The following is a 20211-nucleotide window of genomic DNA, read 5'->3' as shown; positions in this document are numbered from 1 at the left end:
TCAACCCTGCCGCACTTATACGACAGGCCCGCTCACTGGGTTAAGCAGTAGGAGGAAAGGCAATGGAAGCAGATCAGCTGACGGATGCGCAAATTGCAAACCTGACGCCGGAACAAATCGAGATGCTGGAGAACAACCCGGACAAGCTCGGCGAGATTCTCGGCAAGCAAGCGGCAAAGGACGAACCCGAACAGGAGGAGCAGGAGAGCCAACTCGGTGTTACGAGTAGCGGTGCGGGTGAAGATGAGCCGGTCGTTCAAACAAAGAGCGGCAAAGGGATTATTCCTTACGAAAAGCACAAGCAACTGCGGGTGGAAAACTTGGCTTTGCGCGAGCAATTGAAGGCCGCTCAACTGGAAAACAGTCAAGCGGCCGAGAAGCTCGAAGCTCTTTTGAAACAGAAAGAGAACGCAACTGGTGCGAGTGTTGCCGAGGCGGATGACGCCATCGCAAAACATCTGGAAACCATCAGGAAGGATATGCCTGATCTCCATCAGGTAATCAGTGCTGTTCTTGAGGGAAGTCGCAAGCAAGGCGAAACGCTCAACCAGACGCTTGAGGAATTGCGGCGCGAAAAGGAGGAATCCGATCGCATGAAGCAATTCAGCGTGGAAGAGCAAGTCGCCGAAGCCAAGGACAATAACCCGGACTTGACGCATTGGGAAAGCAAGGACCCGGAAGCATGGGATGAAGCCTTGAAGCAGGATGAGATTCTGAGAACCAGCGGCAAATGGGCGAACAAGGCCTATGCCGAAAGGTTCCAGGAAGTTGTCCGGCGCGTCAGGGCAATCATGCCGGAAGCCTCCGTGCCACAAAAACAAGCCGACCCGGAGCAGACAAAAGCCGAAGCGCAGGCCAGGCTATCGAGCGCCCCAGTGAGGAAACCCACAACCTTGTCGGATATTCAAGGTGGAGCAAATCCCGCCTCTGAACGTGAGCAGCTTGAAAACCTGAGTCCATTTGAATTGACTCAGAAGCTCATGAAGATGTCGCCGCAACAGGCATCAGCCTTGAGAGCCGATCTTGATTAAAAGGAATTAACCGAAATGGCTGAAACCAACGTAGCAAGCGGCAGTTCGATCGCCGTTAAACACTATAGCGCTGCACTCTTTGCCAATACCCTGAAAGGTGCGTCCGCCATGGAAAACCTGGTCGGGCCGGTGGAGCCGACTTCCGCAATGCAGAAGGTCGCCGGACAGACACAACCCGGCATGCCGCTGGTGCGGATCGATAACCTGCTGAAAAGCGCAGGGGATATCGTCTCGCTGGACCTGGTGGATACGGTAAGCGGGGAACCCCTGATGGGCGACGTCAATCGCGAAGGCAAGGGCAATACGCTGAACTTCTCTTCGATGGAAATCAAGATCGACCTGGCGAGCAAGGTGATCGATGCAGGCGGCAGCATGTCGCAGCAGCGCACCAAGCATAATTTGCGCGAGATCGCGCTGGCGCAGTTGTCCGGCTATTTCCCCCGGCTTGATACGCAGGAGTCGCTGGTGCATCTCGCCGGTGCGCGCGGCTCCCAGACCGGCACGGACTGGGCGGTGCCACTGCAAAGCGCTGCGAATTTCAGCTCGATCATGGTCAACCCGGTCAAGGCGCCGACCTACAACCGCCACTTCGTGGTCAACGGTGCAAATCTGACCCAGGGCGGGGCGCAGCTCGGCTCCATCGTTTCCACCGATCTGCTGAGATTGGGCCACCTGGACAATCTGCGCAAACGGTTGGACGACATGGACCAACCCCTGCAATCGGTAAAGCTTGCCGGCGATCGGGCCGCGCAGACTTCGAAGATGTGGGTATTCCTTGCCACGCCAAACCAGTACTCGGTACTGTTGACCGAAGGCTCGTTGCGCGCATTCCAGCAAAACGCGGTAAACCGCGCCGCCTACCTTGATACCCGCCATCCGTTGTTTGCGGGCGAAGTCGGGATGTGGAACGGCATCCTGGTGATCAAGAACGAACGGGCGATACGTTTTCTGCCTTCCGAATCCACCAGGATCGTCACTTCCGGCAATGCGCCGACCGCAACCGAAACCGATCAACCAGTGAATCCCGCGCTGACCTCCGGTTATGCGGTGGAACGCGGTCTGTTGCTCGGTGCGCAAGCGCTGGGCATCGCCTACGGCAAAACCAAGGTCAGCGGTATGCAGTTCGGCTGGAAAGAGCATTGGTACAACTTCGAGAGCAATCTGGAAGTCATGGGCGAAAAGGTGTGCGGCAAGGCAAAAGTGCGCATGTCCGTCGACGACGGTACCGGCACCAAAGTGCCGACCGATTTCGGTGTGATCGCGGTCGATTCCGCCGTTCCCCTAACCTAGAACGATAACGAGGCTGTAACAGCCTTGCTTCCTTCAACCATCAGCGGCCGGAATTTTCAAGGAGTGTATCAATGGCTACTTTCAATGCAGCAGATTTGAATACCAGGAACCGTCACATGGGTGGTTATGGCAATACCGTCGTCGTCTACGGCTCTGTCACGCCGGCCACGGGTGCCCTGGTGGATGTTTACCGTCCCGTCAGAATCCCGGCAGGTGTTCGTGTTACCGATCTGGATATCGTTAACGATGATCTGGATACCGGCGGCACGGCGTTTGCCGCCAAGGTTGGCTATGAGCCGGTGAATTCGGCGGAGGGTCCGGTTGCGGACGATGACTATTTCTCCGCTGCCAGCACATTCCTGTCGGCCGCTGGCCGCAAGGCATGCGCGTTTCAGCCCATCAAGTTCGAGAAGGATGTGTTTGTGATATTGACCGTAACAGTTGCGGCAACGACATTCGCCTCCGGCGCAATCACCGCTATCGTCAAGGGTGACGGCGAAGGCGTCAAGTAACGGCACTGCGCCACGGTTCGGGCGGTCCTTCCGGGGGTCGCCCTTTTATGGAGTTTGATATGCCCCAAGTGAAGTACATCGGCAACTGCGCCAAGACGGATAGCGTCAACGGCGTGGGGTTATGCTGGGAGCCGGGCCAGATTCGCAATGTGACCGCCGAGGTGGCCGAACGCCTGCTTGCCTTCCGGGATACCTGGGCGAAAGAAGCGAGGGGGAAAGCTGCCCATGCGGAACCGATCGGCCTGGCACCAGCGGAAAAGCCGGTTGAAGAGCCGCTCCCAGTGGTCGATTTTCATGCCATGGATAAAAAAACGCTGATCGAATTTGCCGAACGCCAATACAACGAACGGCTGGACAAGCGGCAAGATGAAGATACCCTCCGGCACAAGGTGGTTGCGCTGTTCTCACGACACGAGATGCCGCTGTAATGGCATTTACGTATCAATCTGTTGTCGACTTGGCGCGCCTTCCGTTGAACGATCTGGACAAGACCCGGTATTCGGACGCCACATTGCTGGCATTTGCCAACCATGGAATGCTGCAGGTACTCAAGCGCCGGCCTGACCTGTTCGTCGGCCAATTCGCCAGCCTGCCGGATGCGGAGAAAGTGCTTGCCGACACTTTCCCCCTTCCGGCCGGCTATGTCCAAACCGTGGCGGATTACGTGACGGCGCGGGCCGAGATGACAGATGATGAGCATGTGAATTCGGGGCGTGCCGCGGCATTCGGGCAGTTGTTCGGTGCAGAGGCACAACCATGAAGCTGTGGAGCGATTTCTACGACCTGGTCGTGCCAGACCTTCCCGGTTGCCCATTCGCAGCTGTAGACAGTGCATTGCGCCAGGCCGCTATTGCCTTTTGCGAACAGTCGCTGGCATGGAAATACGTCCATCCTTCTGTTTCGGTGGTGGCCGGTACCGCGACCTATGCTTTCATTCCGCCCGCCGAAGCCGCAGTGCACGCGATTACCTATGCGGAACTGGATGACAAGGAAATCGAATCACATGCCGGTGAATCGGGTATCAGGATTGCGCGCTGGCGCCACCGGACCGGCACCCCGGAATACATTCTGGGCGGTCCAGCATTTTTAACCCTTGTGCCAGCGCCCTGCGCGGATGGGTCCCTGACAATGATCGTGGCACTCAAACCGGCTCCCGCCAGTACCGGGATAGATGACACGCAATACAACGAATATCGCGAGGCGATTGCTCATGGCGCAATGGCGCGAATGATGTTGTCGCCGAAGAAACCGTATACCGATCTTCCACTTGCGCAGCATCACGCGCAGCAATTCGCCATCAAAACAGCCGCGGCGGGCATACGCGTAGCCAGCAGCCACACTCGTGCTCCATTAATCACTGCAATCTTGCAGCGAGGTTGAAAATGGGACTCAGGTTCTCGAATTTTGGCAAGGCGGTCGTCAGTTCCGCGCCCAGCGGCACAACGGGGCTGAGCTTCACGGTTGAAGCCGGGAAGGGTCTTCTCTTTCCGTCCCTCGGCACCGGAGACTATTTCTACGGAATCTTCAAGGATGCTTCCGGTAACCGGGAAGTCGTGAAGATTGACACGCGCAGTACCGACAGTCTCACCATAGCAGCAGGCGGGCGCGGATTGGATGGCACCACGGCCAGGACCTGGGCGGCCGGGGATTACTTTGTTGCGGGTTTGACGAACGCAGCCCTGGAAGAATCCCTATCCAATGCCAACCTCGCTGCCCTTGGCGCGCTGTCGGCATCCGCCGACGAGCTGCCGTATTTTACGGGAGCCGGCGTGGCGGCGTTAACCGGATTATCGTCGTTCATTCGGGCTTTGCTGGACGATGCCGACGCTGCCACGGCAAGGGCGACACTTGGCGCCGCTCCATTAAACATTATCCCTCCCGGCTCGGTCACGGATTGGTTTCAGGCTGCCGCCCCGGTTGGCTGGACACAGCTCACGACACATAACGACAAAGCACTGCGAATAGTCAGCGGCGCGGGTGGAGGTTCGGGCGGCTCGGTAGCGTTTACGGCGGCTTTCGCGTCGCAGGCAGTTACAGGGTCAAATAGTGCGACGACTCTAACATCCGCTCAGATTCCTGCTCATGCCCACAGTGGTGGCATGGATACAATTGTAAACACCATTACAGGTGGTCCTACTAGTTTTTTTGTGCACCAAAATACTCAGCCGTTGCCTTACACAGGGCTGACTGGCGGCGGTGGTTCGCACAACCACGCCTTCACCGGTACGGCCATCAACCTGGCTGTACAGTACATCGATATGATTTTGGCGAGCAAGGATTAGATGGAAATCAAAGTTGCAGGCTGCCCCCTGGGGGCCAAGTGCGAAGAGATTAAAACCGAGGATGAAAAGCCCGTTATCTACCGCTGTCCGTGGTATGTGCAGGTTCGAGGTGTTGACGTTAACACGGGGCAGCAAATTGATAACTGGGGCTGCGCCATTGCCTGGATGCCAACCCTCATGATCAACACGGCCAACGAGTCGCGCAAAGGCGCCGCGGCTACCGAGTCGTTCCGCAACGCGATGGTGAAGCAGGAAACGCAGGCGCAACAGGTGCGTCTCGCGGCGCGGCGCCTGTTGCAAGGGGAGGATAGCGCATGCGAATGACGATTATTCGAGACGATGGCGTTGTCGGGGTTGACGGACTATTCAGGCCGGTCGACTTATCCACGCTGCCCAGAGAGATCCGCGCCGTGCAGTGGAATGGCGCAAGCGGGCACGTTGAATATACCGATTCCGCCAAAGCGGAAAATACCCCTTTGGAGACAATCACGGATTTTCAGCCATTTATCGATCGCTGGATCGCCGCCGCGCCGCAACCGCCAGCGCGGCCGCGCGCCGCCGAACTGAAAGCCGCGGCGCTTGGCCGTATCAATGAGGCATACGGCGCCGCCGTAGCAGCCCTGACCGAGGACTACCCGCAGGATGAGGTTAAAAGCTGGCCCCGGCAGGAAATGGAGGCGCGCGCATGGTTGGCAGACGCTGGTGCCGCCACGCCGTGGATTGATCAGGCGGCGGCAGGGCGGGGCATAGCCAAGGCTGAACTGGTAGGCAGGATCATGGCGAAAGCCGCTTTGTTTGCGCCATTGCACGGCGAACTTACCGGCAAGCGGCAGAGATTGCGCGATCGGATCGCGGCACTCGGCGAGAGTCCATCACAAGAGGAGTTGGACGCAATTCGATGGTAATCGTAGATGTTCAACAGAGGCCGCCTGGCGGCCTTTTTTATTGGAGGCACGAATGACTATGTTCCAGCGCAAGCGAATCAGGGATATCAAGGAAGAGATGGACCGGCAACACGCGGAGGCCGAGGCTGGCGCTGACAGCTTGCTCGATAAATTGAAGGCATCGAAGTGGACGGGAGCGCTGTTGTTCGCTGTGGCCCTGATCGTCATGGTCGCCGTTTTGTGGGGGCTGTTCTGACATGACCGGTGAAGACGACGATAACGGCAGCGAGCCCAGAAAAGAACGGCGGCGCGGGCCGTCCACCTCGACGTTGTCATTTAGCGGAATTATCGCGATAGCGGGTCTCCTCGCATCGGGCGTGGCCACTTATAACGCGGTGCAAAACGATATTGCCAGTTTAAAACGCGGGGAAGTGTACCAGGAGCGAACCAATGAACGCCTGACGGAGGAGCTTAAAACCGCAAGGATCGAACAGCGGGAAACGATGAAGGAATTTAACGAGAAGCTCGACAGGATCATCGAGCAGTGGCCGCGCGGGAGAAAGCAATGAGATACGTGGCCGCCGTCGTATCCCTGGCCTCCTGCGCCATGCTCACGCCTGCGCCGGTAGAGGAGCGCACGGTTGAGCAGCCTCGTCCCGCAGTCAATCCCGCGGTTAACGCCGAGGTGAATCCGGAACAACCGGAGAGCAAAACGGATGCCCGCAAGCCTAAACTCAAGCCATCGCCTCCACCTCTACCTCCACCTCCACCTCCACCTTCATCCGAAGTCTCGTCGTGTGCCAAGCTGAATGCCGGGGATCTGAAAGAAACCATAAAAGCCAAGCTTGATTGCATCACGGAGAACGCCAAATGACATGTAAACACTGTCGGCAGGCATTCCGAAAAAAGGAGGCCGGCGGAAGAGGGCAAAAACCTGAAGGACGCACAAAATGATCAAGCCGTCTCCAACACAAATCCGGCAAGCCCGGTCCGCGGTTGCTGTCATGGTGCTGGCGGCTTCGACGCTTGTCGGGATCGCCGTGCACGAAGGCTACAAGGATGAGGCCTACATTCCCGCTCCCGGCGATGTGCCGACCATCGGTTTCGGCAGTACCGCCGGTGTCAGGATGGGCGACAAGACCACGCCGGGACGCTCGCTGGTACGGTTGCTCGATGAAGTCGAGGGCGTCTATGCCGCCGGAGTGAAAAAGTGCGTCACTGTGCCGCTATACCAGCACGAATATGAAGCATATGTGAGCCTGGCTTATAACATTGGGGTTGCGGCCTTCTGCCGCAAGGCAAAGCCCGGCAAACCGCCTAATCTGATTGACCTGATCAATGCCGGGAAATATGCGGAAGCCTGCGAGCGCATCGAAGCATTCAAATACGGGCCGGGCAGAAAGGTATTGCCGGGACTGGTAAAACGGCGGGCAGAAGAGCGGGCATTGTGCGAAGGCGGGAAGTCGCCTCAATCCTCGGAGTTAACCCAAAATTGAACGCAGATAATTCATTAGGACGCGAGATGATGGAGAGGCAGGTTGCGAGGCAGTTTTGTCGGTTGGGAGAAGTCCATAGCCCGGTTTATGGACGCCGGGCAGGCGGCGAAAATGGCCGCAAACTGACCGCCCGTACTCGGGTAGGCTCGCGGAGCCGCCTAATGAATTATCTGGGTTAAACCTAAATCCGGTAGTTGGTCGCTCATTGAATAGATCAATATTATGACTAATAACGATATTTTGGATTATTTGATACTCATCTTCCAGGTGAGGCCGCTACAGGGCGGATTGCACGGTTTTTGCGGCACATGGCGGCGTTGCAACTTCTTGGAATGGAATGACCATTCCGCGTCGTTGCGCCTTGCCCTGCACCCCAAAAACCGCACACTCCACCTTGTCCAACTGCCGGGTTTAGGTTGAAGGCTTGTCCAGCGTGACTGCATTCAGAATCGCCGGTTTCTCGGGGCTTGTTCCCAGGCTTTCAAAGCAACTGCTTGGCAACAACCAGGCACAGGTTGCCACCAATTGCATACTGACATCCGGTGACCTGCGGCCGAGAAATGGTCCTTTGCTGGTGTTTGCGCCTGTCATCGAGAACGACGTCGTTTCCATGTTCCGCATGGAGAAGGACGGCAACGAGAAGTGGCTGGCGTGGGATAAGGATGTGGACGTGGCGCGCTCGCCTGTTGCGGGGAATACCGAGAGGCGTTTCTATTACACCGGCGACGGCGAACCGCGCGCATCAGATTACGAAACAGCCACCGCTGGCGCCGGCCGTTATCCGTCCGGGTGCTATGTGCTGGGGGTGACGCAGCCCATTACCGCCCCGACGGTGATGCCATCGGGCGGCATGGGATCGACGCTGACGCGCTCCTACGTTTATACCTTCATCACGCAATGGGGCGAGGAATCGGCGCCATCCCCGGCCTCAGCCGTGACTACCGGCAAGGTCGATGACATCTGGACATTATCCAGCCTTGATACCGCACCGCCGAACTCCGGCACCGTATCAGCCGCGGTTAAAGGCACGCCGTCGGCAGGCTATGTCCAGGTCACGCTTGATACCGTTTTCGGTCTACGTCTCGGGGAAACCATCACCTTCGCAGCCGTGGCTGGCATGACTGACCTCAATGCAACCTTCACGCTTGTGAGCGTGGACTCCGCTGCAACCAAAGCGGTCATCCTGCTATCCACCACCCAAACCTACACGTCCGGCGGCACTTGGACCCGTGTAGCACGCCACAACACGTCCAGCATGACAAAGCGGATTTACCGCACGCTGACCACTTCCTCCGGTACCGAGTATCACTACATCGCGACCGTTGCGGCGATCACCACCACCTATGACGATACGACCAGTGATGAAGATGCCGCGCTGGGCGAAGTGCTTCCGTCCACCGGCTGGCTCATGCCTCCGTCGGACATGAAGGGAATCATCATCATGGCGAATGGCATTGCCTGTGGATTTTTCGGCAACGAGATTTGCTTCTCGGAACCGTTCAAGCCCTACGCCTGGCCGACTGCTTACCGGCAGACATACGACCAGGATATTGTGGCCATCGGTGTTACCGGCACGACGCTGGTCGGCATGACGAAAGGCAATCCGTTCACTATTACCGGCGTCGAACCGGCGACCATGGGCGGCGGCATGGAGAAGCTGGGCGTTGCCTGGCCATGTATGGCGAAGCGGGGGGTGGCAAGTTTCGCCTTCGGTGTGGGGTATCCCGCGCCGCAAGGGATGGTGATCATCGGTGCGAGCAGCGACATTGTGACCAAGGATCTGTTCACGCAAAAAGAATGGGTGGAGCTGCACCCCGACACGTTCATCGCCGCCTCCGCCGATAACCGGTATTACTCCGGTTATTCGGTGGACGACAGTTCCCTGATGTTCGTGATCGACAAGAATGAGGCCGCATCGTTTATCAAGGTCAACCAGCGCATTACCGCGATCTGGGCGGATCCCTGGACCGGCAAGCTCTATGTCGCAATGGACAGGAAAATATACCAGTGGGAGGGGGATGTCGGGACAAAGCTTTCCTATGAATGGAAGAGCAAGAAATTCATCACCGCGCCACCCGTCAATTACGGCGCGGCTAAGATAGACGCCGATTTTGACATGTCGGAGGAGGAAACGGGCGCGGCGCAAACTTCTTACGACACCGCTATCGCTGCAAACCAGGCGCTTGTCACTGCCGGAACCCTGAATGATGGCTTGGCGGATCCGTCACTTGGAGAGTATGAAATAGGCGGAGACGAAATGGAGATGATCCCGCCGCTGATTATTGACACGCTGCAATTCCAGTTGTGGGCGGATGGCATGCTGAAGTTTACCAAACAGGTCACCAATAACCGTGCTTTCCGGCTTCCAGCGGGCTATAAGGCCGACAACGTGGAAGTGGTGCTGTCCGGCAACGTAAAGGTAACGGGCATGGTCCTGGCGGAGACGATGGATGGGTTGAAGGGGGCGTAGTTTCCGGATTCAAAGACCGCCGTTGCTGCCATTCCAGACTACCCACCCCGGACTTCGGCGCAACCAAGAACCGCGATCAGAAACAAATTGGGCTAAACATGGCAACCTCACAAATTAACCTACCCATACTCGGCGGAGTGCGGGATTCCACCAATCCTCCGGGCATGGCCTGGGTTGGAGCTCGTCCTTATCTTCTGTTCGACGGCACCACAGACGAACTGATTACATGGTCGTTTCGCATGCCCTCCGATTACGCCTCTGGCCTGGCAGTCAAATGGCAATACTCGATGCTCAGCGCGACTACGGGAGTGGTTCGTATCGGCGCGCAGGTCATGGCAGCGAGTGACGGAGATAACATCGACACGGATAGCTATGACACACAAAATACGCCAGCCGATGTGACGGTTCCGGCTACCGCAGGACTGATGGGCGAAATCAGCCTCGCATTCCCGACTGTCGATTCACTCGCGGCAGGCGACTACATCTCTGTGCAACTCCGGCGCGAGAATGCCGTATCTCCCGGAACCAACGCCACTGGCGACATGGAAGTATGGGCAATCGCGCTGACCTACACGACAACCTAAATGGCGATAGACCTCGGAGCGAGTAACTCCACTCGATACCATTCGGTCCCGGATCATGCGGATTTCACGCTCCCAGACGGTAATTGGGCGTGGGTTACGTTAGCGCAAGTCGAAGCGAGCGCCAATCCGAGATATTTAATCTCGACGAATACAGTCGGCGGTGCGGATTCATTCAATTTGCTTATCGCAAGCGGCTCGAATCAGGCCGCCGTTCAGGTCAACACTGGATCCCTTTTAGAGGTTACTGGTGCGCCAGCTACTGGCACTTGGATGTGGATGTATGCAACGCGTCGAAGTGGGTCTCTTTACGTAGGCTATGTGCCGCTTTCCGGTTCGGTAAGTGAGTCATCGGGGCAAGTTATATCTGGCACGTCGAACGGAACTTTGCTGTATATCGGGACCAGGAATGACCTTAATACCGTCAGATTTTGGCTAGGTAAATGGGGACAAGTCGCCTTCGTCTCAGGCGCAGGGATAACCGCAGCGCAAGCAGTGGAGCTTGCAAAGGGCGCGCCCCTGCTCGGCATGCCCTTTGCGCCGTCGATCAAGTTTCTGTTGCATGGCAGGAGCGCAAACGATGCAACGATTACCGACCTGATCGGCGGACATGTAGCAACCAGGCAAGGCACAGGCTACGGGACGAGCGAGGAAGATGCGCAGACGCCTTATGTGTGGGCACCGGAGTATAGCCGGGGCGTAGAAGGGGCCCCTCCCGCCAGTTCTCCAATCGCGGTATTCGTCAATCACTATCGAAATCAGGGGATCATGTGAATTACCCATGCCTAACGGCAGGGGCTTCCAACTTCGCTGCGCCTTATATCCCCATGGCTAAAGCCGGTTTGTTCATGGATATTGGGAATACCAATAATTCCTCACCTTTCAAGAGGCTCGAATGCTTTATTTGAGATACGCCACGGCAAGCCAGGAGATTCTGCTGGGCAGCTTTTTGGATAGCACGGATGGCAGCACCGTCGAAACGGCGCTAACTATCGCCAACACCGACATAAAGCTCTGGAAGGAAGGCGCGACCACCGAGGCAAGCAAGAATTCGGGCGGCGCGACACACATCGCGTCAGGCCGGTATTACGCAGTGCTCGACGCCACCGATACCAACACCCTTGGAAAACTCGAGGTCAATGTGCATGTCGCCGGAGCGCTCGCCGTGCGGCGCGAATTCATGGTGCTGCCGGCGAACGTCTACGACGCGCTGGTGCTTGGGACCGATTATCTTGATGCGTCTGCCGTGCAACTGGCGGGCCAGACCATCACGGCTGCGGCTGGCGTGACTTTTCCGACGAGCGTTGCAAGCCCGACGAACATCACGGGCGGGACGATTACCACTGTCACCAACCTAACGAACCTTCCGGCCATTACTGCCGGGTGGTTGACCGCTTCCGGCATTGCGGCGGGTGCGCTCAATGGCAAGGGTGACTGGAATATCGGAAAAACAGGATACTCGCTCACTCAGTCGTTTCCGGCGAATTTCGCCGCACTGTCCATCACCGCGGGCGGTCTGGTGGATATTACTCAGGCGGCGGCTGATAAAGCATGGGGCACGGCGGCGCGCGTACTGACTGCCGGCACGAATATCACGCTGGCCAAAGGTACTGGAATTACCGGGTTCAATGATCTTGATGCGGCAGGCGTGGCGGCGGCCACATGGAATGCGGCAACCGCGACCTACGGCATCTCTGGCAGCTATGGTTTGCTGATAGAAACCAATCTTGACGCGCAGGTGAGCACTGTAGGTGGCGGGAGCCTCACAGAGGCCGGTATTGCCGATGCTGTATGGGACGAGGTTCTATCCGGGCACTTGACCGCTGGTAGCACAGGGTACGCGCTTGACGCGTCAGGTTCTGCTGGAGACCCGTGGGCAACGGCATTGCCAGGCGCCTATGGCGCTGGCACGGCCGGCAAGATACTCGGCGACAACATTAACGCCACTATCTCAAGCAGGGCGTCGCAGGCCAGTGTTGATACTGTTGACGATCTCCTGGATACGGAAATAGCCGCGATCAAATCCGACACGGTGGCAATCCTGATAGATACAGCAGAGATAGGCGCGGCGGGCGCTGGCTTAACAGCACTTGCCACTCAGGCCAGCGTCAATACGATTGACGACCTCCTCGATAGTGAGATTGCGGCGATAAAGGCCGAAACAGCGAGTATTCAGACTGACATCAATGATATTCAAATCCGGCTCCCGGCCGCGCTTGTTGGTGGGCGTATGGATAGCACCCTGTCCGCAATCGGCAATAGCACGGCGGCATTGGATGCTTTTAAGCGGGCAGTCAAAGGAAATGTAATCGGCACGGTAGGGGTGGGTTCGACCACGACCAGCGTGGTGTCATCTTCCCTCACTCCTGCCGGATCGGTATCGACACAGTTCAAGGGGAGAATTATGACCTTTGCTGACGACACGACTACTGCGGCACTCAGGGGCCAGAGCACCGATATAACATCCAGCACGGCTGCCGCCACGCCAACCTTTACGGTAACGGCTTTGACTACAGCCCCCGCGAGTACAGACACTTTTGTCATTACGTGATTTAGCCCATGGCTGCTATCTCAAGGCTAGGCTCTGGCGGGTACGGGACAAGGCGAAACGGGATTTTTGCCGGCAAGTTCTATAATGACGGGTCAACCGTTGAGACATCGTTAAGGACCGGCATTACCGCAACGGTTCGCATCAAGAAACCAGGTATTCCGGCAAATGCGGCACCGTGGCTTCGAAACACACTTGAAATCCTGACAGGAAGGCGCGGAAACAAGATAACTGTTCCAGTGGCACAGGCGCTTACCTTCTCCGCTACACCGACAAAAGCCGAATGCGAAGCGCTCTATGCCTACACAAACGAGGTTCGCGCAGCGCTCAACGAAATGATTACAAGGTTTGATAGCTGATGACCAACAGTCGATTGTTTGCCGTTTTAAAGGCCAACATGGGACGGCCTTTATCTCCTGAACTCGGTGCCGACATTCTCATTGCCGCAGACTGGTTATCTCCCCTCATGCCGCGCGCCCTGATTGACGAGATTCCACCGGAAGATTATCAAGGTTTTACCTTCGCTGTTGAGCATATTGGAAACATCATTGAAGAGATAAATCCGCTTCACCGGGCGCATTGGGATGAGACCGAGGAGCACCGGCATGGCCTGCCATTCAATCCGGATTATGAAACATTCGTCCGCTATGAGCGCGCGGGAAGGTACGTTCTTTTCACGCTGAGAGACGAAGGTAAATTATTGGGTAACTGCGCGATGTACTTGGATATGTCCGCGCATACGCAAACCCTCATTGCGACCGAGGATACCCTATACCTGTTGCCTGCCGCGCGCCGGGGAAGGGTCGCAATGCTGTTTGTGGCATACGTAGAGCAATCTTTGCGGCAGATCGGCGCCAAGGAAATCAATATCACGGTAAAGACCGTAAACAAGGCCGGGCGGTTCTTCCGTATGCTCGGCTATCGGCATGTCGAAAACGGATTGATCAAAATACTGGAGGTCGAAAATGTGTAGCTTAAAGCCACCGAAACCTGATCCATTGATCGGGCAGGCCGCGATGTCCAATGCGGAACTTGCCAGGGAGATGGCCCAGGCCGGGCGCGAGCAGCTCGCCTGGGAGAAGGACCGCGCAGCAAGGCAGGATCCGCTGATAGAGGAAATCGTTAACCAGCAGATTGCGTCGGGCGATGCCAACGCAGCCCGGGCAGAATCTCAATGGCAGGTTTACCGCGACCTCTTCGCTCCGGTTGAGGAGCGCATGGTTGCCGACGCCAGCCGGTTCGATTCGCGGGAGCGCAAAGACCGGATGGCGGCGGAGGCGGGGGCTGATATTGCACGCGGTTATCAAGGCGCGCTGGCATCGAACCAGAGGCAAATGGAACGCATGGGCGTTAATCCGAACTCCGGCAGGTTCCAGGCGCTGGCGACCGAAGCCACCCTGGGGTTCGCCAAAGATACCGCCGGGGCAATGAACAAGGCACGGCGTGATACCGAATTGCAGGGTATGGCCATGCGCGAAGGGGCGGCGAAATTCGGACGCAACATGCCGAATACGGGACTGGCCGCCGATGCCGCATCGCTTCATGCAGGAAACTCCGCCACCAGCAATATTGCGACCGGCGCGGGAATCCGCAACGCCGGAATGAATGCCGCGCAAAACTGGTTCGGCGGCGCAACCAGTGCAAACTCGTCTTCCGGTAATCTGGGACTGGGGCAATACCAAGGGCAACTTGACGCATGGCAACAGGCGAACCAGAATTCGGCATTGGGAGCGGCGGGATTAGGAAGCCTGCTTGGTCAACTCGGCTCGGCGGCCATAACAAAGAAGCTTCGCAAAGGCGGCGTCATCAGGAATTATCGTGTGCATGGCCTGGCGGGCCTCACCTCCCTCAAGGCCAAGCGAGACCATGATGAAGCAGGTCACGTCGAAGAGGGCCATGCCAGGGGAGGCGTGATACGCGGTCCCGGCACCGGCAGCAGTGATTCCATCCCCGCTACCGTCGAAGGGCTGCAACCGGTCCGGCTATCAAATGGCGAAGCGGTACTGAATGCCGAAGCGGTGGAACTGCTGGGCGAGAATTTCATACATCGGGTCAATAGCGCTGGCCTGCGTGGATTAAAGCGCCCACGCAAGGCAGGGGAGCAGGAAAATAAAATCGTGAAGGAGGGCGGCCATGTTTAACCTAGGCGCATTTGCCGGCGGCTTGGCGGAGGGCATTCGCAGCGGCGGAGAGATGGAGCTTAAACGGCGGCTCGCGGAGCGGGGGGCCGAGCCGATGAGCGTGCAGCGGAAATACATCACGCAAGAATGGATAAGGCCGCTTTCAACAAGGACCGGCGCGACCGGTTACGGGCCGCCAGCGATGAAATAGCCGCTGATTGGCGGCAACCGCCGCGCCCCACGATGACTGATCCTGATCAGTCAAGCTCCGACTCGGCGGATCTAACTAATTCAGCTATGGCAGTCGGGGCTTTGGAGAAATCCGATATGCCCATTTCAATGGGAGGACTCCAATCAAAAACACCGGTGGCCCGGCGGGATAGCGGCGTTGCGGCGAATGCTGGCGGCTGGGGCCTGATGAGCCAATATAAAAGACCTATGGTACGAAAATACCCTGACAACGCGCTAATGCCAGCGGACGAAATGATCGGCAGGCGAATGCTGAGGGGCAATCTCCTGGAAGATGCGGATGCGCTTACACGCATGGCAAGCATCTACAAGAAACATGGCCTCCTGGAGGAAATGGCGCCATGGATGAACAGAGTTTATGAAGCAAAGAAAAAGGGGATCCCCGATGCATTGCATTTCCTGTTAACCGGAAATGCGAAAGCTGCCAGGGAAACCCTGAAGAAAGGCGGCATAAACCTGGTGGATGATCCGGTGCCGGCGGACCCGAATGATCCGCAAAATTATCGTTGGAAATTTAGACTGGAAAATGGTGGCGATCAAGATACAAACTTAAAGGAATTAGCGGCTGGTTTTCTTCCTTCGTCAATTCTTTCTCAATAGATCAAGTAGTAGTTTCCTTTAGTTCTTTTTTGTGCAATTCGACCTTCATAATGCGGGCAGTCTCAATGCTATAAGCATAATCATCTCTCTATATTATGTTGTCATCATGCTGGGTATCGTGGTTTTATCCAAGGTGAATGGGAGTGATTCTCACATTGCCTACCTCTACGGATGCGCCCTTGCGATCAATGAGAGTAGATGCTTTCAAAAGGTTTGCTTGCGTCTAATCACCCCCCGTAGCAGGTAAAATCAGTTAGCGCATCAGATCTTTGCAAAAGCTACTCAATCCAAAAGCGTAGCGATGATAGCGCAGTACGACAAGCTCATGGAGAGTGCCGGTCAACCGACGCCACCTTGCATCGGGCAAGGCGGCGCGAGCACGCAGGAAAATTAAAGCCTCATAAAGGCAACGAATCTTCTGTTCGCTGATGGGAAAACGATTGCCGACCTCCAGCAGGCGGGTGCGAGCCGCCTCATAGTAACTAACCTGTGGTCCGTAGATCGTAGCACAAGTCTTGTTGCGGTTCCTGCCACGACGCGGTATGCCAAGCTGATTGGCGCCGTGCTGGCGATAGGCGATCAGCGGCATCCGCACAGTATCGAGGCGAGATACAGCGCCGATAAGCAAAGCGATCCAAGCATCGTGCCACATATTCGGCAGGGGCAATACGAGATCGCGATATATAGAGCGAAAGGCCATAGTCGCGCCTGTCACTACCGGGCGTTTAAGCAATACTCCGAGCGCATCCCCAGCCGCAATTCGTGCCTGATTTTTTAGACCAAATTTGAAGACTTTCCATAGCTGTACCCCGAGTGGATGCAAATCTTGGTCCACTACATCGCCGTCAGTAAATACAGCACCCGCCCCCGTGTTACTGAGGAAGCGCCTCTCGATAAAAGCCAACTTATCCGGATACCACACATCGTCCTGATCGCAAAGGAAGATGATGTCGCCACTGCATGCACGTATCGCTACTTCGAAATTACGCGTCGAGCCGAGGCGCTCGCTGTTTGTTCGTAGCAGCACAGGGAAGGAGGCGCGCTGGGCAAAATCCAGCACGATAGCCCGCGTTGCATCATTAGAAGCGTCATCAGAGATTATCAACTCGTCTGGAAGACGAGTCTGCCGCGCAATGCTATCAAGCTGCTCACTGATATAGCGTTCGCCGTTGTAACTTGCCAAGGCGATAGATAATGAGAGCCGTGTATTCATATTACTGTGAGAAATTGTTGCCCACTCGCAAAAGCATGATGACCGATTGCGTTCCAAGAAATCCACCGCTATTCATTACTTTATTGTTCATCAAATTTCCTCAAAAATTCTTTTTTAGTAGAATGGTCAGCCCTATGCGCTCTTTGCCAACTGATAGCTACAGCGGTTATAGCAAGGAGTAGATAGAGATTTTGTCTGAGTATAACCAGCACGTCCGTCATGCCGAACAGGAGAATAAAGCACATAAACGCTGCGCCTAGAATAGGTAGCTTGTATATCTTTAGTGTTTGAAACCAGCTCCACAATAAAAAGGCATACGCTAGAAGGCCAAGCATTCCAACATGCATTCCGATCTCGATCCAATCATTGTGGTAATGATAAGTTCTGAGAAATCTCGGCAGATCCTTATAGCGGCCGTCCTTGTATGTTTCTACGGTTTTATCAAAATAGGGGGCCGCTGCCCCTGTACCGTGACCAAACAACGGTCGTTCGGCTATACCGTATAGACCGATATCCCATATGGCGAGACGATAGCCGAGGCTGGTGTCATATCTTCCCTGTGTGGACAATTCAATATCACTCTGGGCTTGAGCCAGTCTTTGTTGAAAGCTGGCGCTGCTATACGCGAAAACTGCGATCGCAACTATTAACGATGCCGTTATAGCGAGAAGAGTTCTGATTCTTTTTTTGTGCAGCAAAAAAACTAAAAGCCCTGATGAAACAAGGGTGGATAGAAGCAGCCCCCGCGCGTTCTGATTAAATTGAATAAATAGTAAGGAAGCCGCCAGAACCCACAGTAGTGCTCTTGCTTTTTTATTATCTCTTTTACCTGCGAGGTAGAGTGCAAGTATTACCCCGATACCGAGCGTCGCAGAAAAATCGACGTAAGTTATATCAAGGGCGCGGATACCTTGAGAGCCCACAGCCCTCCACTGATACACGCCCGCGAGCAGAATGCCGAAATAACCTATAAATAGGCCGCTCATCGCCCATGGTAATCGTCCCTTGTCCAAAAGGGATAGGTAGGGAATGAAAATCAGCAATGCAGAATATTTCTTCCAGACCTTAACCCCGAGTTTAGGATGGTCGCTCCAGAAAATTCCCAAGGCTACGATAACGCACAAAATGAGCATTGCCAAAATGAAAGGCTCTTTAATTGTTTCTCGGTATCTTCCAAGACCGCCATCCAAAATCCAGGCCAGGGTTAGAAGATAATAGGCATATAAGCTCAGCCCCTTGCTCCACAAGGCGATGCCAAAAAAGAGTAGAGCAGACTTTGCTAGCGCATCGCGCACCTATAAGCACCTTGTATTTGACTGGGCGAATCTGTGGCGCCGTCATGAATCCGTTTCTCCGGATTGTTAATTTTTGATTCAATCCTCATGTTTCTTGGGCTTCGTCCGGCGACGTAGGTCAGCTTAATTTAGTGTCAATGAAAGAATTGGATAGGGGAAGAGATCATGCCAACCGCCGAAATTTTCATCTTTCCTTTACGCGCATAGCAAGCTACACCATTGTTGCAAGGAGGATTTGCGGCTTGCGATTCTTTCATACCGCGGTAAATCGATATCGCGAGCAAAGATGTGTATAAATTATCGGCGTAGATCACGCCTGAAAGGTCGAAGAAAGTTAATAATCAGCTGCGGCACCGCTTGAAATCTTCTTTTAGAGATTGCTTCCTTTACAGCACGTTCACCAGCTAAGCGAAAGAAATTATCGAATGATCTTTTAGAAGACTCTGAACAATTGATTGCTTGGAGTAACGAAATTACCGGGTTTGATGCGGCCGATCCGAGCGCGATCATGCCCAGCCCATGTGTGTGCGTAAAGTTGAAACTTGCGTAGTTATCCTTGATTTCGTCCCATAACTTCCAAACACCAAACCCCCTTTCCCTGACGTTAGTATCATGAAACAAGATAACGCCATTTTCCGACGCTCTTGGGAGCCACGTTTCATAGTCATTCTTAACAGCCTCATAAGTATGCAGTCCATCTATATGAATGAGGTCAAGCGTGTGATTCCCGAAGTCGGCTGCTGCTTCAGTAAAGTCTTTTCTAAGTACATGCCCAATACCGGCATATCTATCCTCAAGTATCCGGGTAAAACTTTTATAAACATCTTCGTCGTATTTTCCCGCATGCTCGTCCCCCAGCCAGAGATCGACAGCAGTAGGTGAACAATCTATCCTAAGGTCCCGTATTGCCTGGCAAACCGCAAAAAAACTTGCCCCATAGTGCGTGCCAAGCTCCAGATACGTGCGTGGACGCATGTAATTCATGAGGCAGAACATGAATGGTATATGTCCGCCCCATGAGGTCGTCCGCGTAAGCGTTTCGATCATTATTCCGGACGGCTCCAAAAACCCGAGCAGCTTTGAAGTTTCTTCGCTCATTTATGTCCATTTGTTATGCAACATCGCGACAGGTTGCTGTATCCCCGAGGATGAATAGTACCAGTAACCCATAATTTTCAGAAAGGATCGATCAATGGGGTCAGATTCGATTGATCCTGAATTGTTCTGAGCGTCTGTCTCCACCCTTTGCTGCTGGCTCTACCCGTCTTTTTAATCTCTTTTGAATATTCTGTTTAAACCGCGCATTTCCCAATACCCAGGCTTTATTGGTCGCCTCTCTGATCTCGCTCATATCCTTGTCAGATATGGGTTGCTCGAATAGCTGCCGATACGCAGCCTGACGTTCCTCGGCAGTTACTCCCAAACGTTGATATTCCAGATAGGGCGTTATCAAGTCATTCGCCTGGCCCCAGGCATTGTAGCCGTAGCTTGACCATGGATATTCGAACGGATGCGCCGCCATGTTTGCACGCATGGGGTTCAGTTCTATATAGCGCATGCAGATCAGTAAATACGCTTCAGTATCAATCAGGGTGGCTTTGTAGCGCCCTTCCCACAAGGTGCCGGTCCGATGGTGGCAA

At 55.2% G+C, this 20211-nt stretch carries 26 protein-coding genes; 22 read left to right on the top strand and 4 right to left on the bottom strand.

From position 1 onward, the window contains the following. Nucleotides 1-62: 62 nt before the first annotated feature. From BLP45_RS05350 to BLP45_RS14890, 22 genes are all read left to right on the top strand, one after another. Nucleotides 63-1031: a hypothetical protein gene (locus BLP45_RS05350; protein WP_090370562.1), complete on the top strand. Its 969-nt coding sequence runs from the start codon at nt 63-65 to the stop codon at nt 1029-1031. Nucleotides 1032-1046: 15 nt separating this feature from the next. After that, nucleotides 1047-2321 carry a phage capsid family protein gene (locus BLP45_RS05345; protein ID WP_090370560.1) on the top strand — a complete coding sequence of 425 codons (1275 nt, stop codon included), beginning with the start codon at nt 1047-1049 and terminating at the stop codon, nt 2319-2321. Between the two features lie 71 nt (nt 2322-2392). Next, nucleotides 2393-2833: a hypothetical protein gene (locus BLP45_RS05340; protein ID WP_090370558.1), complete on the top strand. Its 441-nt coding sequence runs from the start codon at nt 2393-2395 to the stop codon at nt 2831-2833. A 59-nt stretch (nt 2834-2892) separates the two neighbouring features. Continuing rightward, entirely contained in the window at nt 2893-3261 is a 369-nt protein-coding gene (locus BLP45_RS05335; protein WP_256327698.1) for a hypothetical protein, read from the top strand. Next, on the top strand, nt 3261-3593 hold the full coding sequence (locus tag BLP45_RS05330) for a hypothetical protein (protein WP_090370554.1): 333 nt from the start codon (nt 3261-3263) through the stop codon (nt 3591-3593). The genes BLP45_RS05335 and BLP45_RS05330 overlap by 1 nt, the downstream gene beginning before the upstream one ends. Continuing rightward, entirely contained in the window at nt 3590-4213 is a 624-nt protein-coding gene (locus tag BLP45_RS05325) for a phage adaptor protein (RefSeq protein ID WP_090370552.1), read from the top strand. Before BLP45_RS05330 ends, BLP45_RS05325 begins: the two co-directional genes overlap by 4 nt. Nucleotides 4214-4215: 2 nt before the next feature. Then, on the top strand, nt 4216-5115 hold the full coding sequence (locus BLP45_RS05320; RefSeq protein WP_090370550.1) for a hypothetical protein: 900 nt from the start codon (nt 4216-4218) through the stop codon (nt 5113-5115). Further along, a complete protein-coding gene (locus BLP45_RS05315; RefSeq protein WP_256327697.1) occupies nt 5116-5439 on the top strand; it encodes a hypothetical protein in 324 nt (107 codons plus the stop codon). It abuts the gene before it with no gap. Continuing rightward, the gene (locus tag BLP45_RS05310) at nt 5430-6020 is read left to right on the top strand and encodes a hypothetical protein (protein WP_218117954.1); all 591 of its coding nucleotides are present in this window, start codon (nt 5430-5432) and stop codon (nt 6018-6020) included. The genes BLP45_RS05315 and BLP45_RS05310 overlap by 10 nt, the downstream gene beginning before the upstream one ends. Nucleotides 6021-6072: 52 nt before the next feature. After that, nucleotides 6073-6255, top strand: a complete 183-nt coding sequence (locus BLP45_RS05305) for a hypothetical protein (RefSeq protein WP_090370544.1) — start codon at nt 6073-6075, stop codon at nt 6253-6255. 1 nt (nt 6256) lies between these two features. After that, entirely contained in the window at nt 6257-6568 is a 312-nt protein-coding gene (locus BLP45_RS05300) for a hypothetical protein (protein WP_090370541.1), read from the top strand. After that, complete coding sequence (locus BLP45_RS05295; RefSeq protein ID WP_090370539.1) at nt 6565-6873, top strand: hypothetical protein; 309 nt, start codon at nt 6565-6567, stop codon at nt 6871-6873. The genes BLP45_RS05300 and BLP45_RS05295 overlap by 4 nt, the downstream gene beginning before the upstream one ends. Nucleotides 6874-6949: 76 nt before the next feature. Then, nucleotides 6950-7495, top strand: coding sequence for a lysozyme (locus tag BLP45_RS05290; protein ID WP_256327696.1), 546 nt, complete (start codon nt 6950-6952; stop codon nt 7493-7495). A 433-nt stretch (nt 7496-7928) separates the two neighbouring features. Continuing rightward, entirely contained in the window at nt 7929-9965 is a 2037-nt protein-coding gene (locus BLP45_RS05285; protein WP_090370538.1) for a hypothetical protein, read from the top strand. A gap of 98 nt (nt 9966-10063) precedes the next feature. Continuing rightward, the gene (locus BLP45_RS05280; RefSeq protein ID WP_143002401.1) at nt 10064-10549 is read left to right on the top strand and encodes a hypothetical protein; all 486 of its coding nucleotides are present in this window, start codon (nt 10064-10066) and stop codon (nt 10547-10549) included. Nucleotides 10550-10825: 276 nt separating this feature from the next. Beyond that, nucleotides 10826-11320: a hypothetical protein gene (locus BLP45_RS14320; protein ID WP_218117953.1), complete on the top strand. Its 495-nt coding sequence runs from the start codon at nt 10826-10828 to the stop codon at nt 11318-11320. A gap of 121 nt (nt 11321-11441) precedes the next feature. Beyond that, on the top strand, nt 11442-13097 hold the full coding sequence (locus BLP45_RS05270) for a hypothetical protein (protein ID WP_090370533.1): 1656 nt from the start codon (nt 11442-11444) through the stop codon (nt 13095-13097). A gap of 8 nt (nt 13098-13105) precedes the next feature. Further along, nucleotides 13106-13453, top strand: coding sequence for a hypothetical protein (locus tag BLP45_RS05265; RefSeq protein WP_090370531.1), 348 nt, complete (start codon nt 13106-13108; stop codon nt 13451-13453). Beyond that, the gene (locus BLP45_RS05260) at nt 13453-14067 is read left to right on the top strand and encodes a GNAT family N-acetyltransferase (RefSeq protein ID WP_090370529.1); all 615 of its coding nucleotides are present in this window, start codon (nt 13453-13455) and stop codon (nt 14065-14067) included. The genes BLP45_RS05265 and BLP45_RS05260 overlap by 1 nt, the downstream gene beginning before the upstream one ends. Then, nucleotides 14060-15235, top strand: coding sequence for a hypothetical protein (locus BLP45_RS05255; protein ID WP_090370527.1), 1176 nt, complete (start codon nt 14060-14062; stop codon nt 15233-15235). Before BLP45_RS05260 ends, BLP45_RS05255 begins: the two co-directional genes overlap by 8 nt. Then, on the top strand, nt 15228-15425 hold the full coding sequence (locus BLP45_RS14895) for a hypothetical protein (RefSeq protein ID WP_256327695.1): 198 nt from the start codon (nt 15228-15230) through the stop codon (nt 15423-15425). The genes BLP45_RS05255 and BLP45_RS14895 overlap by 8 nt, the downstream gene beginning before the upstream one ends. A 332-nt stretch (nt 15426-15757) precedes the next feature. After that, nucleotides 15758-16063, top strand: a complete 306-nt coding sequence (locus BLP45_RS14890; protein WP_256327694.1) for a hypothetical protein — start codon at nt 15758-15760, stop codon at nt 16061-16063. A gap of 253 nt (nt 16064-16316) precedes the next feature. On the opposite strand, the gene BLP45_RS05245 is transcribed toward BLP45_RS14890, so the two are convergent. The 4 genes from BLP45_RS05245 to BLP45_RS14560 form a co-directional block, all read right to left on the bottom strand. Next, the gene (locus tag BLP45_RS05245) at nt 16317-17276 is read right to left on the bottom strand and encodes a glycosyltransferase family 2 protein (protein ID WP_090370526.1); all 960 of its coding nucleotides are present in this window, start codon (nt 17274-17276) and stop codon (nt 16317-16319) included. A gap of 80 nt (nt 17277-17356) precedes the next feature. Continuing rightward, on the bottom strand, nt 17357-18571 hold the full coding sequence (locus BLP45_RS05240; protein ID WP_090370523.1) for an O-antigen ligase family protein: 1215 nt from the start codon (nt 18569-18571) through the stop codon (nt 17357-17359). A gap of 297 nt (nt 18572-18868) precedes the next feature. After that, nucleotides 18869-19669 carry a class I SAM-dependent methyltransferase gene (locus BLP45_RS05235; RefSeq protein WP_090370521.1) on the bottom strand — a complete coding sequence of 267 codons (801 nt, stop codon included), beginning with the start codon at nt 19667-19669 and terminating at the stop codon, nt 18869-18871. A 100-nt stretch (nt 19670-19769) separates the two neighbouring features. Next, a partial coding sequence (locus BLP45_RS14560; RefSeq protein WP_371128731.1) for a transposase occupies nt 19770-20211 on the bottom strand: 442 nt, incomplete at its 5' end.

It is taken from the genome of Nitrosospira sp. Nl5, assembly GCF_900102495.1.
GTDB lineage: Bacteria > Pseudomonadota > Gammaproteobacteria > Burkholderiales > Nitrosomonadaceae > Nitrosospira.
The sequence above is the reverse complement of the archived record's forward strand: the minus strand, read 5'-3'. Positions and strand labels throughout refer to the sequence as shown.